The organism is Pseudomonadota bacterium (genome assembly GCA_036339585.1).
In the GTDB taxonomy this organism is placed as follows: domain Bacteria; phylum Pseudomonadota; class Alphaproteobacteria; order UBA8366; family UBA8366; genus UBA8366.
Map to the genome: position 1 here is coordinate 201,728 of JAYZAS010000001.1, position 13,410 is coordinate 215,137.

Sequence of the window (13,410 nt, forward strand, 5' to 3'; positions counted from 1 at the left end):
ATAGGAGTAATAACCTGTGAAGCGGAAAGAACAGTAGGAAAATAATTTTAAATGTTGTGCTTCCGGGGCTTTACTGTGTGACATCACTTTTGCATATTACATAAATGGCTATACATAAAATTGCGCGTATGGGTCACCCTGTTCTGCGAGAACCTGCTGAACAAGTAATTAATCCCACCGCGCCACATGTCCAAGAGTTAATTAGAAATATGGTTGAAACTATGCGAGATGCTGACGGCACAGGTCTCGCTGCGCCTCAAATCCATGTACCTTTGAGGGTAGTGGTCTTTTTTGTAAGTTATGATGCAAATGAAGAAAATACCGATGAAAAGGACATACCTTTGACAGTGCTAATCAACCCCACAATCGAACCCCTAAGCAATGAGAAAAAATTAGGATGGGAAGGATGCCTTTCACTGCCGAGCCTGATTGGCAAAGTTCCCCGCTACACTGAAATCAGATACCGCGCAACCGCACCAGACGGATCACAGATCGATTGCATTGCTAAAGATTTTCATGCTCGTGTGGTGCAGCACGAATGTGACCACCTGGACGGAATACTATATCCACAAAGAATGGAAGACCTTTCCCTGCTTATGTTCAGAGATGAAATGCGCTACGGTACACCGGACTAGGGCCCACATACAGAACGGCAGAAAATGATGAATAATCAAGCTGACCTTGAAAAACTGAGAACCCAGATTATTGTCGCTAGCTTACAACATGTACCTTTCGACGGCTGGACCATGAAAGCGCTTAGAAGAGGAGCTTCAGATTGTGGCCTTGGTGATGCAAGTGCATTGCTAGCATTTCCGGTCTCCGCAACGGACGCAATCGAGTATTACAGCCAATTGGCTGACAAAAATATGGTCCGGAAGGCGGGTGACTTATCCGCTTTATCTGTAAGAAAACGAGTTGCAAAAGCCATACAATGTCGACTCGAACAAAACTTTGCCCACCGTGAAGCTATCCGAAGGGCATGTTCAGTACTTGCCTTACCTGCAAATGCACCAATGGCAGCACGGTGTCTTTATCGAACAGTCGATACGATCTGGTATGTTGCGGGTGATCGCTCGTCTGACTGGAATTTCTACTCCAAACGCGGGCTTTTAGCGGGCATCTATTGTGCAACACTCATGTATTGGCTTGACGACGCATCTGCCAACACTGACGAAACGTGGGGTTTTTTAAATCGCCGCATAGATAACGTTATGCAAATACCTATAATCAAGCAACGAATTAGCTCATTCATTGAAAAACTGCCGCGCCCACCACAAATATTGCGCCGTTAAAATAAAGCAGAAACAGATAACAGTGCTATAATCCCGATTCCCAGAAACAAACCGAGTTGCAGTCTAAATGTTTTTATGGCTGACACAATCACTAGCCAAAGAGATGATTTGAGATGTATAGGCGCACATGCAAAGCTTGGGCGTTGCTTCATACGTATATAGTACTCTTCAATATTGGGTCGTGCACCGAATGACCACATTCTCTTAAAGCCTACCATCTCCAGACGTGCCAAGAATGCGGTCCAAACTACATCCGCAAGAGTATAATTATCGGTCACGATATAATCTCGGCCGGCAACCTGCTTCTCTAACTCGTCTAGCATTTTATGAATTTGATCTACCAGGCGATCCACAAGGTCTGGATCACGCAACCTCATTTGCCAATCCGCAACAGCCTCGAGTTTTAATTTATATGAATCAGCTAAATCTGGATTAACCACCATATATTTCTCTAAAAGCCTCTTACGACGTTCCATATCCCTTGCAACAATCTTTCCGGTGCCCTGCTCGACCAGCCCATAAGTAAAATCTGCTTCTGGAAATGCGCGCTCCATAGCTACCCACTTCTCCATCGCTGCACGGTTTTCCGCAGCAGGTGGAATCAACTGAGTGCCAGGCCAGTGCTGGTCAAGATAATATAAAATCTCTAGTGTCTGTGTAACCACCTTGTTTTGATGCAGAAGTACGGGCACCTGACCACTTGGGTTGATCCGCATGAAATTAGGTGTAAATTGTTCCATCATGGGCCCAATGTCGACTCGAATGGTTTTCCCCGGAACACCTTTCTCGCACAATGCGAGCCGCACGATTTGGCAATTATAAGAAATTGGATAGTCGTAAAGTACTACTTCATCCGCTCTAGTTTCTTTTTTCATCGCCATTCAGGCTCACACTTTCAATAACTTTTTTATTTTGTAAGTGGCTTTAATTGAGTTACATGACCCATTTTCCTGCCTGAGCGTATTTCTGATTTGCCGTAGAGATGTAAACGGGCATCTGGATTGATGATAGAATCCGCCCAATGGTTCACATCGTCTCCGATCAAATTCTTCATCTCAGCATCAAACAAGCGTTCCGGGGATCCCAATGGTAACCCACAAATTGCACGTATAAGTTGTTGGAATTGGCAAACTTTACAGGCATCTATTGTCCAATGACCTGAATTATGTGGTCTAGGAGCTATCTCATTGACAAGGACTTTTCCATCACTGGTCACAAACATCTCTACTGCTAACAGACCCACTAAATTAAGCTTTTCTGCTACCTTTCGCGCTATCTTTTCCGCCTTTGATGCCACACCTTGTGATATTCTAGCCGGAACAATAGTAGTATCAAGAATATGATTGACGTGACGATTCTCAACGGGACCGTAGGAGATTATTTCTCCATCAGAACTGCGTGCAACGATCACAGATATTTCTAATGTAAATGGCACCCATTGCTCTAAGATCCCTTGCTGTTCCCGTAATTTGGTGAAAGCCCCGCCTATATCGGAGGTATCTCGCAAACGACTTTGCCCCTTACCGTCGTAACCAAAGCGAGTTGTCTTAAGAACAGAGGGCAGGCCAAGTTTTGACACTCCATCAACTAGGTCTGAAAGTGTTTGGATTGCTACATACGGCGTGGTTTCAACGCCGATTGAGTTCATGAAATTTTTTTCAACTAACCGATCTTGAGCAACTGACAATACTTTTGGACTAGGTCTCACTAACGTTCGTTGATCAAGATATGAGACGGGCTCCTCAGGAATATTTTCAAATTCCATTGTCACAACATCCACCGAATCCGCAAAAAACTCGAGGGTCTCGAAATTACTGTAAGATGCCACTGTCACAGTATCAGAGACTTGACCCGCAGGTGAGTCAGCGACATCTGAGAAAATATGACACCGATATCCGAGACGAGCAGCAGCTATGGAAATCATCCGCCCTAGCTGACCACCTCCGAGAATGCCTATGACAGAACCGGGTTTGATCATCGCTATGTTGTCAGCTTTCATCTATGGGCTCTTCGCCAACTGCATTTGACTGCTCCAGCCGCCATTTTCTAAGAGCATCCGCAATATCTTGATCATACAATGCAATAACTGATGCTGCCAAAAGGGCAGCATTGATCGCACCTGGCCGGCCAATAGCAAGGGTTCCTACTGGTATTCCCGCCGGCATCTGTACAATTGAAAGCAGACTATCCATTCCCCTTAAGGTCGCACTCTCTATAGGGACACCGAAAACGGGCAACGATGTCAGAGATGCAATCATCCCGGGCAAATGTGCTGCCCCGCCAGCTCCAGCAATTATCACCTGTAATCCGCGCTCTCGCGCACTCTCAGCATACTTAACCAGCCTCTTGGGTGTACGGTGTGCCGACACAATACGTTTCTCGTTTTTGATGCCTAGGGCCCTTAACGTTTCAGCTGAGCTCGACATTGTCGTCCAATCTGATTGGCTTCCCATAATAATGCCAACAACGGGGTTTTTGGGCATGTAAATATCCCCTCTACTCGTTTAATCCCGAACATATTATTATAAACCTAGCTGAGCTGTGAGCAAGCACCGGTCCATATTTTTATAAGATGGGTTGATCCTTGTTGATTGCCGGCGTATTTTCCAACATTCTATTTTCTTAACATGAAAATACCAAATCCAACATATTCCCAAGAAACCGTTAAACGCGCACGAATGCTTCTTGATAGGCAGCTATATGAAGAAGCACTTACTTGGCTTACTGAATCCCTTCAGGCAGAACCGAATCAGCGTCTAATTTGGCATTTTTTTTTCGAAACACTTGCTCCCAAAGGTAACATAGAGCCGATCTTAAATGTCGTTCAAGATGTGATAATGTCCATTGAGGACCCTGAAACTACCCTTTTGGTAATGGCACAGCATATGCAGCTGCGTGGTTTTCACGATGAAGCGGTAGACATTTTCAATACCATTCTTCACCATCAACCCTCCTCGCGAAAAACCTTCGAGGAATTGTTGCTACATCAGCATCTTAACGGCTTTGATGATGATGTCGCATTCGCGGCCTATTATGAATTCAATCGACGGTTTGCTGCTCCAATTACAGCAGCATCGACACCAGCAGTAACAAAAAAAATAATCGACAAACCACTTAACTTAGGATTTGTCTCAAGAGATTTTGCCAGCGGCCATTCATTAAAAGCTGCCATGGCTGCCTTTTTTGTTCGGCCAGCAGGGCGTAATGACCGTTACATCCTTTATTCATCGTCACCACCAGAACAGCAAGTTGAAGAATTTTTTCGTGGATCAGCTGATGAATTCAGCAATGTTTTCGCCCTCAATGACAGGGAATTAGCTAATAGAATCCGTTCTGATCAAATTGATGTTTTATTTGACTTTACCGGCCACATGCCCGGGAACCGTTTAATGACTTATGCTGAAAAACCCGCGCCTCTCATTTTATGCTGGTCAGGACTTGGCACCTCAGCCGGAATTGAGGCAGTAGATTATTTCATTGCTGACGACGTATATGTGCCAAAAGAGACCGAAGAAAAATATCTTGAGAATATAATATTTTTCGATGGCTCAAGCATTATATGGTGTCCTCCGCCGCGGATGCCTGACACAGTCACCGCCCCCTGTCTCTCCAGTGAGCTAATTCGATTTTGCAACCTTAATCGTACAGTTAAACTCCAGAGAACAACACTTGAACTATTTGCCTCCGTTCTAAATAAAATTCCCAACTCGACCATGACATTCAAGGACACAATGATCGATGATTGGACAATAAAACGTCTAAGCGAGCCCTTTATTTCTATGGGAATAGCGCCGGAGCGAATAGATTTTCGAGGAAAAACCGACCACTATGGCCACTTACAAACCTACAATGAAGTAGATATCGCCTTAGATGGCTTTCCTCAGCAAGGCGGCATAACAACCATTGAGGCTCTCTCTATGGGAATACCGGTGGTCAGTTATAACGAGTCCATCCGTCCCTGTGCTCGCGCGGGTGAGTGGATTTTAAAAATGGTCGGCGTTCCAGCGTTTTCCGCATCATCTAAACAATCCTATTTGGAAATAGCCATAGAATTGAGTGAAAACCGGCAACGTCTGGATGACTTTAGAAAACGTCTCAGACCTGCATTATTAAGCTCACCACTCTGTAATCAATCGCAATTTACCTATAATTTCGGTAAAATGCTAAATGAGATTTGGCGCAGACACTGCGCTGGCCTTAAACCCCACTCATTTTCAATTAAAGAACTTACTAGATAGCAGATGTTTTGTCCGTTTGAACTAACAAAACAAAACCAATATAGTTGGTATAGAAATCTTACATGCTCTAATAACATAAAAGATCCCCTTGATGTTTCTTGGAAAAGATTTCTTTTCATTTACTGATAAGACTTCGTTATCGAGTCTTATTTCTACATAAGTGATCGCAGGTACAGTAATCCAAACAAAAGGCATCACCTGGCTTGTTCAAGTATAGATCGCAAATGACGCAACAGACGTTACGGACGGTCAGAGTTTTTCTGAAATGCCTAGTTTTTGTAAAAATTTGACTTTCGGAATATGAAACTTGTGATGGGAGTTTCTTTGCATAAACTAAGCGCACAGCGATATTTACTTTTTGAATCATTGAGTGACTGAAATCCACGAGACTAGCGGACCAACAAAGCATAATGATATTATCCAGAAATGGGTCGAAGAGCTCAGCAAATAAAAGTTGTTCAATTTTTGGTGCTAATTAATTTTGACAAACATCACTTCACATTTAAATTTTAATTCGACAGGAGATCCGGCTATGCCGGGACCATTGGATGGCTATCAAATACTGGATCTTACTTCAGTAATTATGGGACCTTTTGCTACTCAAACATTAGGCGATATGGGAGCTGATGTTATAAAAATTGAGTCACCAAACGGTGATGTCACACGCCAAATTGGTCCAGCACGTAATGTTGGTATGAGCGCGTTGTATTTGAATGTGAACCGTAACAAAAGGAGTTTGGTGCTAAATCTGAAGAAAAAAAAAGGCCGCGAAATATTACTACGGCTTTCCAAGAGTGCAGATGTAGTTATCCATTCCATGCGCCCAAAGGCAATGGCCCGACTAGGCCTGACCTACGCGGACTTTCAAATTACTAAACCTGACATAATCTATTGCGGTTGCTACGGTTTTGGTAAGGAAGGTCCTTATGCTGATCGCCCTGCATATGATGATGTAATCCAGGGCGTATCTGCTTTATCCTCGATTATGGGATTTAATACTAGTGAACCTAAACATGTGCCGGCATTACTTGCGGACAAGACCACGGGAATGGCAGCAACTCAAGCAATATCCTTTGCGCTGCTGCATCGAGAGCGAACTGGCGAGGGGCAAAGCATTGAAGTGCCTATGTTTGAAAACATGGTACACTTTAATCTGATCGAGCATTTCTTTGGGGCAAAGTTCGATCCCCCCAAAAGCGAGTTTGGCTATACAAGGATCTTGGCCACAGAGCGCAAACCAATGAAAACCTTAGACGGTTATATTAGTCTGATGCCCTACAATAATAAACATTGGCAAGCCTTCTTTGCGGCCTTCGATCGCAACGACATGCTCTACGACCAGAGAGTTACAGATGCAACCTATCGAGCAGAGCACATCTCTGAGCTTTATATAATTGCATCAGATTTGGTAAGGCGCTGTACCAGTGACGAAGTGATAAAAAGATTGGTTTCTGCAGACGTACCGTGCATGCCAGTAAATAACTTATCGGATTTGCTCGATGACCCACATATAAGAGCAACTAATTTTATCTTTGAGGAAAATCACCCAACAGAAGGAAAATTGAAGAGCACCGCTATTCCGACACACTTTTCAAAATCACCCGGCTCGATAAAACGGCATGCGCCCGTACTTGGAGAACATAGTGTGGAGGTGCTATCTGAAGGTGGCTTTAGTAGGGATGAAATAGACTCTTTTGCTGAGAGTGGAATAACAAAAATAGGCTGACTTTTGAGTCCTCCCAGACAAACCTCCCACTTCAGCATCTTTGGGACGGATCTTGGATAATTTTTCGGCTATATTCCTGGGCAAATCTGCTGCCATTAACGACATGAAAACAAAAAAATTGGGCCAATTCACATTTAGGATAAAAACCGTCACTTTTTTATGCTAATCAACCGGGCGAAATAAAACATGTCCGTATTCATTGGTGACGCTTCGATTGGGATGGATTTTAAGAATGCCAAAAAACTATCACGACGTTTACAAGCACTCGCTTGAAAATCCCGAAGATTTTTGGGCCGAAGCAGCCTCGAGCATTTTCTGGACTCAGGGCTGGGATAAAGTGCTCGACGATACACGACCACCTTTTTACAGGTGGTTCACAGGAGCTGAAACGAACACATGCTACAACGCTGTTGACCGTCACGTAGAAGCTGGGAACGGTGATCGCACCGCTTTGATTTACGACAGCGTTATGACAGGAACCAAACGTCACATTACTTATAAAGAACTCCAAAATCAGGTAACTCAATTTGCTGGAGTACTTTGTGAGCAAAATATAAGTGCGGGTGACAGAGTAATCATATACATGCCCATGGTTCCGGAGGCTGTAGTGGCCATGCTTGGCTGCGCTCGTTTGGGGGCCATACATTCAGTGGTTTTTGGTGGCTTTGCTCCTCAAGAATTAGCAACACGGATTGATGATTGTACCGCTGAATTAATTGTCACGGCAACTTGTGGTCTCGAGCCGAACCGTACAGTGGAATATATGCCAATCGTTGATCAGGCTATTGAGTTGGCCTCGCACCGCATTGAAAAGGTTATATTACTTCAGAGAAACGAGCATTTAGTTGACCCTTTACCAGGGCGCGATATTGACTGGCATGAAGCAATGGCACGAGCTACACCAGCAGATTGGGTCCCCGTAAAAGCCACAGATCCACTCTATATTCTCTACACCTCAGGAACAACGGGTCAGCCAAAAGGGGTCGTCCGGGATAATGGGGGCCACATGGTCGGCTTAAATTGGTCGATGAAAAATATATATAATATTGATCAATCAGAGGTCTTTTGGGCAGCATCTGATATTGGTTGGGTAGTTGGCCACTCTTACATCGTTTATGCACCGTTAGTTTATGGGTGCACTACATTGATGTTTGAAGGAAAACCTGTTGGCACACCAGACGCCGGCGTTTTTTGGCGGGTCATCTCTGAACATAGAGTGGCTGCATTATTTACAGCACCGACGGCTTTCCGCGCAATAAAACGAGAGGATCCCAACGGTGAATTTATAAAGAACTATAATCTGGAAAATTTCCGAACTCTATTTTTAGCGGGAGAACGAACAGATCCGGACACGCTCTGTTGGGCAAAGGAAAAAATCGACCGGCCTGTAATAGACCATTGGTGGCAAACCGAGACGGGCTGGGCCATGGCTGCAAATTGCATGGGAATAGAGTATTTGCCAGTTAAGCCTGGCTCACCAACCAAGGCTGTGCCCGGATATGATATACAGATCCTTAGTCCGTCAGGAAAACAGTTGCCCGCCGGGGAAATGGGAGCCATTTGTGTCAAGCTACCATTGCCGCCGAGTGGATTTCCAACATTATGGAATGCTGAAAAACGTTACGTAGATGCATATATGACGGAATTCCCAGGATATTACCAAACAGGTGATGCCGGACATATTGACGAGGAGGGATATATCTATGTGATGGCACGGACAGATGACGTCATTAACGTCGCAGGCCATCGCTTGTCAACCGGGGCCATTGAAGAGGTATTATGCAATCACCAAGACGTTGCAGAAGCCGCAGTAATAGGAGTAACGGACCAATTAAAGGGCCAATTGCCACTAGGCTTTGCAGTTTTGAAAATAGGCGCTACTAAATCTCATGCTAATATCGTCGAGGATCTCAGGCAATCCGTAAGAGAAATAATAGGACCGGTCGCATCATTCAAGACGACAGCAATTGTGGAAAGGTTACCGAAGACGCGTTCCGGTAAAATTCTACGTAATACCATGCAAAAAATCGCAAATAGTGAGAATTACAAAGTTCCCGCAACCATTGAAGATCCAACAGTATTAGCAGAAATAAAAAGTGTTTTGGAAAAGGTAGGTTTCGCGAAGAGTTAGAGAACCCAATTTCAATTATGTGGCACCCTACTTATCAACTTTCACCCAGTCTTCTAACATCGATGATTTCTCTTCCGTGGATGATGAAGGATCTTTAGCCGTAGCAGGCCAAGCAGAGAACACAGGATTTGTCTCGATGGTTTTTGCTTCATCATTGATCGCATTTTCGGACTTATTTAACCCCTGAGATTTTTTCGCCAAAGCTTTCTGTTCCCGTTCGGCTTTACGAGCAGCTCTCTTACGAGCTAATCCTAAATGTTCCTCGAGTTCTTCCATCGAACAAAGGCCAATCTCGACAGGGCTTCTTGGCCTTAGGTTGGGCGCATTCCAATGAGTGCGGTCCCGAATAGCATTTATTGTAGGCTTCGTCGTCCCAATCATCCTTCCGATCTGTGCATCTGATAATTCGGGATAATGCCGAAGTAACCAAGCTACAGCATCTGGCTTTTCTTGACGTTTAGATAGCGGTGTGTAGCGCGGCCCCTTTGCACGCGCTTCTGGGATCGGAGTACCAGAGGTCAGTAGCTTAAGACGAGCTTCTGAATCGTGCTCACATCGATTGATTTCCTCGCGCAGTACCTGCCCATTCGCTATCGGATCTTGACCCTGCATGCCAATCGCCACCTCGTCATCAGCAATAGCCTGTACCTCAAGAGCGTGAAGACCGCAAAAGTCGGCAATCTGCTCGAAACTCAGCGCAGTATTATCTACCAGCCACACGGCCGTGGCTTTCGGCATCAATGGCCCATTCATAGGTGTCTCCCTCATAGAAATTTCCACCATCAATTTAGACAGTATATAAATCACGGTCTGTACTTGTAATATGCTGCTTAGGCGCCCTACCTGCAAGCACCATCAAGCATTTTTCTCTTAATACTTTTTAAAAGAAAATATGGGCCTTCCTTAATCACTCCAATAACGTTACAAAGGCTGACAGATTTGGTCTTGTAAATTGGGTTTCTGAGTTATGGACACAGACGAATTTGAGCCAACCACCAGACCACAGGAATTGAAAGATCTTGAAGTAATGTCGATAGAGGCTCTCAACACTTATATAGCTAAATTAAAGATGGAAATAGAGCGCGCTGAAGCTCAAATCGCTTCGAAAAAATCGCACCGTACCGCCGCAGATTCCTTTTTTGACAAAAAAAGCGAATAACGCCGCTTACCGGCGCTTCACCACTGGCGGACGAAGCTCAGAGTTCGACACACGTTAGGGTAGATGGTGTAGGTCATACGCTACCATTAGAGGTTCCGAAACAGCTTATAATTATACTAAAAAATTTCTAAAAATCATTTTAGGCAAAGGCACAATTACCGATTGGTTATAATAGGATAGCAAAACCACCCGCGGATCCTATAAATTTCAAAAAGCTGAGCCCATTAATTGAGTTTATAACCTAACACGGTTATTAGACGCCAATGCTGATAGTCATGCCTAATAGTTTTTGTAAAAATTACAACTTAGCAAAGATAATATGACTAAAGAAAAACATCCTAATCGGGAAAAATTCCCGTTTTTTGTCGACATACCAACCCGTTGGATGGATAGCGACATGTATGGCCATGTGAATAATGTCGAGTATTACTCCTATATCGATACAGCGGTGAATATGCATCTGGTTAAAAAAATAATGCTAGACCCGAATACTGCTCCGGTATTTGGTGTGGTGGCAGAAACCGGCTGCAAATATTTTAGAGAAATACGACACCCTGATATAGTTGAAACCGGTATTCGTGTCACGCGAATAGGAAACTCCAGTGTGACCTATCAGGCGGCACTATTTAGACGCTCAGACGAGAGTTTGGCTGCTCTTGGACATTTCGTACACGTCTATGTTGACCGTAAGACCCGAAAACCTACAACGATACCAAACGCATTTCGCAAGGAATTGAATAAAATACTTACTTAATGGACATTACGTAGAGCCGGCATGCCCACAAAGGGCATGCCAATTCATATTGTCTAACCTCAGGCCGCTTTCGTTTTAAGTTTCTTTTGCGCGTGCATACCATTTCCGATTGGAATCTGACGTGGCTTCAAACTTTCTGGAATTTCTCGCTCAAGCTCAATATGCAAAAGCCCATCCGCTAGATCAGCACCAGTGACTTTCACGTGGTCTGCAAGACTGAACCTCCGTTCAAATGCTCGCTCGGCTATTCCTCTGTATACTACTGTCGTTTCCACACTAGAAGCATCATTACGCTCCTCCCCGACGCGGCCCGATACTAACAGCTGATTTTCCTGTGCTACAATTTCGAGGTCTTCTATTTTAAAACCAGCGACTGCGATGGTCACCCGGTACGCGTCGTCTGACAGTTTTTCAATATTGTATGGTGGGTAGCTTTGTGTCTGTTCATTTTCTAGGTCACCAATCATGTTGAACAAACGATCGAAACCTACGGTACTTCTAAAAAGTGGTGAAAAATCATAACGCATTTCAAATTCTCCTATTGCCCTCATGAAAGCGGCAGTGTTTTGGGCGCGCACAAACTTGCCACACGCCTGGTTAAGTTAGCGACAGTCCCGCTAAGCAGCAACTGACACTAGTTAGGTATGCATCATACGAGAATTTTCAAGTGCAAAAGATTTGCCAATGTTTCCTGCGTTGGTTCCTGGCAGCTTTTAATCACCCCTTAAGTCCAAAGCTTTCAAAGCGTTTATTGAATTTTGCAAGCTGGCCACCGCTATCAACTAAACGATGTACGCCAGTCCAAGCTGGATGGGAACTAGCGTCGATCTCGAGTTTTAAAGTGTCACCGGGGTTTCCCCAAGTCGACCTAGTCCTATAGGTTGTGCCATCCGTCATTTCTACAACAATTTCATGGTACTCAGGATGTATATCGTTCTTCATAGCGGTACTCCAATTTGAAAAGGAGTTGTAAATTAAACAATGCCTAGTTGGCAACTTAAATCTGGCTTAAATAATTTGGAGTGCATGACTGAATAAATTCGCACACCCGTAATCAAATTTTGTCCCTAAAATAATGCGGAGCACCGTAATTTCTTTGGGTTCCGAATGTACACTAAAGTTTTAGCTCGAATAATGACCATCGCCTAAGGCGTCGGCTTCAAAGCACCCACATCCGGTATCACCTCTTCAACGAGCCGCAACGTCTGCGCCATTAGTTCTCCATCGCTATCCCCTATTGGGCGCAAAACAAACTTACAAACTCCAGCATTTATATACTCTTGGATACGTTCCAGTATGTCATCAGAATTTCCAATCGCCCAACTAGCGTTCAGGTTAGTTTTCGGAGCTCGTTTAAGATACAAAGCGGCCTTGCTTTTAACGCAAGGCTCCTCCCAATTTCCAAATCGAAAAAAGAAACCCGCGCCATAATGATCATAATCAATACTGCGACCTGCGAGTTCAACCTCTTTCTTGATTTCATCTATTACAGGCTTAACTTCTGCGGGCGTTTCTCGACCTGCTTGCCAACCACTAGCAAAACGGGCTGTTCGTCTAATTGCAGGCCGCGATGAGCCTCCAATCCAAATAGGAAGTTTTCTTTGAGCCGGCTTAGGTTCAATGCAAGCATCTTTATATCTGTAGTGTTCGCCTTCGAAACTCACCGATTCTTCTGACCAAAGTCGCGAAATTATTTCCAAAGACTCATCTACTTTCTGACCAACACCTTTAAACACACGTCCAGTAGCTGCCCAGTCAGCAGCATCTTTGCTACCAATTCCGAATGCTGGCAGAAGACGCCCATCGCTCAAATAGTCTATAGTTGCGCATTGCTTGGCCGTCACAAGTGGATCTCGCAATGCGACCGAACAAATATTCATCCCAAATTTTATTGTTTTAGTCGCGCCGGCTATTGCTGCAAGAGCAGAAAGTGATTCAAGGTAGGGTACTTTGGAAATGAGACGATCTGTCTGCCATATTGAATCCACGCCACTTTCTTCGCAAAGCGCAACCCACTCCCAGAATGCTTTAGCGGATGAAAACGGAAAATCCGCAATCCCAAAACCAACGCCAATACTCATACAACCCTCCTGCTCCTTGTTAATTTTCC

The 13,410-nt window shown here is 44.4% G+C and carries 14 protein-coding genes; 7 read left to right on the forward strand and 7 right to left on the reverse strand.

All coding sequences use genetic code 11. From position 1 onward, the window contains the following. Positions 1 to 104 precede the first annotated feature (104 nt). Positions 105 to 635 carry a peptide deformylase gene (gene def / locus VX941_00940; GenBank protein ID MEE2931974.1) on the forward strand — a complete coding sequence of 177 codons (531 nt, stop codon included), beginning with the start codon at positions 105 to 107 and terminating at the stop codon, positions 633 to 635. A gap of 27 nt (positions 636 to 662) precedes the next feature. Then, complete coding sequence (locus tag VX941_00945; GenBank protein ID MEE2931975.1) at positions 663 to 1,292, forward strand: COQ9 family protein; 630 nt, start codon at positions 663 to 665, stop codon at positions 1,290 to 1,292. Here the strand turns inward: VX941_00945 and VX941_00950 are convergent. Genes VX941_00950 through purE form a run of 3 tightly spaced genes read right to left on the reverse strand, consistent with a single transcriptional unit; the run spans position 1,289 to position 3,775 of the window. Next, positions 1,289 to 2,173 (reverse strand): glutathione S-transferase family protein, encoded by an 885-nt coding sequence (locus tag VX941_00950; protein ID MEE2931976.1) that lies wholly within the window; start codon positions 2,171 to 2,173, stop codon positions 1,289 to 1,291. The two genes, VX941_00945 and VX941_00950, sit on opposite strands and share 4 nt — an antisense overlap. Positions 2,174 to 2,199: 26 nt before the next feature. Beyond that, complete coding sequence (locus VX941_00955) at positions 2,200 to 3,291, reverse strand: 5-(carboxyamino)imidazole ribonucleotide synthase (GenBank protein MEE2931977.1); 1,092 nt, start codon at positions 3,289 to 3,291, stop codon at positions 2,200 to 2,202. Further along, positions 3,281 to 3,775, reverse strand: a complete 495-nt coding sequence (gene purE / locus VX941_00960) for a 5-(carboxyamino)imidazole ribonucleotide mutase (GenBank protein MEE2931978.1) — start codon at positions 3,773 to 3,775, stop codon at positions 3,281 to 3,283. The genes VX941_00955 and purE overlap by 11 nt, the downstream gene beginning before the upstream one ends. 108 nt (positions 3,776 to 3,883) lie before the next feature. On the opposite strand from purE, the gene VX941_00965 reads away from it, so the two are divergent. The 3 genes from VX941_00965 to VX941_00975 all read left to right on the forward strand — a co-directional run bounded on the left by VX941_00965 (position 3,884) and on the right by VX941_00975 (position 9,387). Next, entirely contained in the window at positions 3,884 to 5,530 is a 1,647-nt protein-coding gene (locus VX941_00965; GenBank protein MEE2931979.1) for a hypothetical protein, read from the forward strand. A gap of 532 nt (positions 5,531 to 6,062) precedes the next feature. After that, positions 6,063 to 7,256 carry a CoA transferase gene (locus tag VX941_00970; protein MEE2931980.1) on the forward strand — a complete coding sequence of 398 codons (1,194 nt, stop codon included), beginning with the start codon at positions 6,063 to 6,065 and terminating at the stop codon, positions 7,254 to 7,256. A gap of 232 nt (positions 7,257 to 7,488) precedes the next feature. Continuing rightward, the gene (locus VX941_00975) at positions 7,489 to 9,387 is read left to right on the forward strand and encodes a propionyl-CoA synthetase (GenBank protein MEE2931981.1); all 1,899 of its coding nucleotides are present in this window, start codon (positions 7,489 to 7,491) and stop codon (positions 9,385 to 9,387) included. 27 nt (positions 9,388 to 9,414) lie between these two features. On the opposite strand, the gene VX941_00980 is transcribed toward VX941_00975, so the two are convergent. Beyond that, on the reverse strand, positions 9,415 to 10,140 hold the full coding sequence (locus VX941_00980) for a cell cycle transcriptional regulator TrcR (protein ID MEE2931982.1): 726 nt from the start codon (positions 10,138 to 10,140) through the stop codon (positions 9,415 to 9,417). A gap of 214 nt (positions 10,141 to 10,354) precedes the next feature. On the opposite strand from VX941_00980, the gene VX941_00985 reads away from it, so the two are divergent. Both VX941_00985 and VX941_00990 read left to right on the forward strand, forming a co-directional pair. Next, positions 10,355 to 10,546: a DUF1192 domain-containing protein gene (locus VX941_00985; GenBank protein MEE2931983.1), complete on the forward strand. Its 192-nt coding sequence runs from the start codon at positions 10,355 to 10,357 to the stop codon at positions 10,544 to 10,546. 319 nt (positions 10,547 to 10,865) lie between these two features. Next, the gene (locus tag VX941_00990) at positions 10,866 to 11,300 is read left to right on the forward strand and encodes a thioesterase family protein (protein MEE2931984.1); all 435 of its coding nucleotides are present in this window, start codon (positions 10,866 to 10,868) and stop codon (positions 11,298 to 11,300) included. A gap of 59 nt (positions 11,301 to 11,359) precedes the next feature. On the opposite strand, the gene VX941_00995 is transcribed toward VX941_00990, so the two are convergent. The 3 genes from VX941_00995 to VX941_01005 form a co-directional block, all read right to left on the reverse strand. Beyond that, positions 11,360 to 11,827, reverse strand: coding sequence for an Hsp20 family protein (locus VX941_00995; protein MEE2931985.1), 468 nt, complete (start codon positions 11,825 to 11,827; stop codon positions 11,360 to 11,362). Between the two features lie 190 nt (positions 11,828 to 12,017). Next, a complete protein-coding gene (gene rpmE / locus VX941_01000; protein ID MEE2931986.1) occupies positions 12,018 to 12,242 on the reverse strand; it encodes a 50S ribosomal protein L31 in 225 nt (74 codons plus the stop codon). Positions 12,243 to 12,445: 203 nt separating this feature from the next. Beyond that, positions 12,446 to 13,381 (reverse strand): LLM class flavin-dependent oxidoreductase, encoded by a 936-nt coding sequence (locus tag VX941_01005; protein MEE2931987.1) that lies wholly within the window; start codon positions 13,379 to 13,381, stop codon positions 12,446 to 12,448. Between the last annotated feature and the right edge of the window lie 29 nt (positions 13,382 to 13,410).

Bases quoted from the DNA above. Each gene is read 5' to 3' on its own strand.
- def (MEE2931974.1), top strand. From the start codon at position 105: ATGGCTATACATAAAATTGCGCGTATGGGTCACCCTGTTCTGCGAGAA.
- VX941_00945 (MEE2931975.1), top strand. From the start codon at position 663: ATGAATAATCAAGCTGACCTTGAAAAACTGAGAACCCAGATTATTGTC.
- VX941_00950 (MEE2931976.1), bottom strand. From the start codon at position 2,173: ATGGCGATGAAAAAAGAAACTAGAGCGGATGAAGTAGTACTTTACGAC.
- VX941_00955 (MEE2931977.1), bottom strand. From the start codon at position 3,291: ATGAAAGCTGACAACATAGCGATGATCAAACCCGGTTCTGTCATAGGC.
- purE (MEE2931978.1), bottom strand. From the start codon at position 3,775: ATGCCCAAAAACCCCGTTGTTGGCATTATTATGGGAAGCCAATCAGAT.
- VX941_00970 (MEE2931980.1), top strand. From the start codon at position 6,063: ATGCCGGGACCATTGGATGGCTATCAAATACTGGATCTTACTTCAGTA.
- VX941_00975 (MEE2931981.1), top strand. From the start codon at position 7,489: ATGCCAAAAAACTATCACGACGTTTACAAGCACTCGCTTGAAAATCCC.
- VX941_00980 (MEE2931982.1), bottom strand. From the start codon at position 10,140: ATGAATGGGCCATTGATGCCGAAAGCCACGGCCGTGTGGCTGGTAGAT.
- VX941_00985 (MEE2931983.1), top strand. From the start codon at position 10,355: ATGGACACAGACGAATTTGAGCCAACCACCAGACCACAGGAATTGAAA.
- VX941_00990 (MEE2931984.1), top strand. From the start codon at position 10,866: ATGACTAAAGAAAAACATCCTAATCGGGAAAAATTCCCGTTTTTTGTC.
- VX941_00995 (MEE2931985.1), bottom strand. From the start codon at position 11,827: ATGCGTTATGATTTTTCACCACTTTTTAGAAGTACCGTAGGTTTCGAT.
- rpmE (MEE2931986.1), bottom strand. From the start codon at position 12,242: ATGAAGAACGATATACATCCTGAGTACCATGAAATTGTTGTAGAAATG.
- VX941_01005 (MEE2931987.1), bottom strand. From the start codon at position 13,381: ATGAGTATTGGCGTTGGTTTTGGGATTGCGGATTTTCCGTTTTCATCC.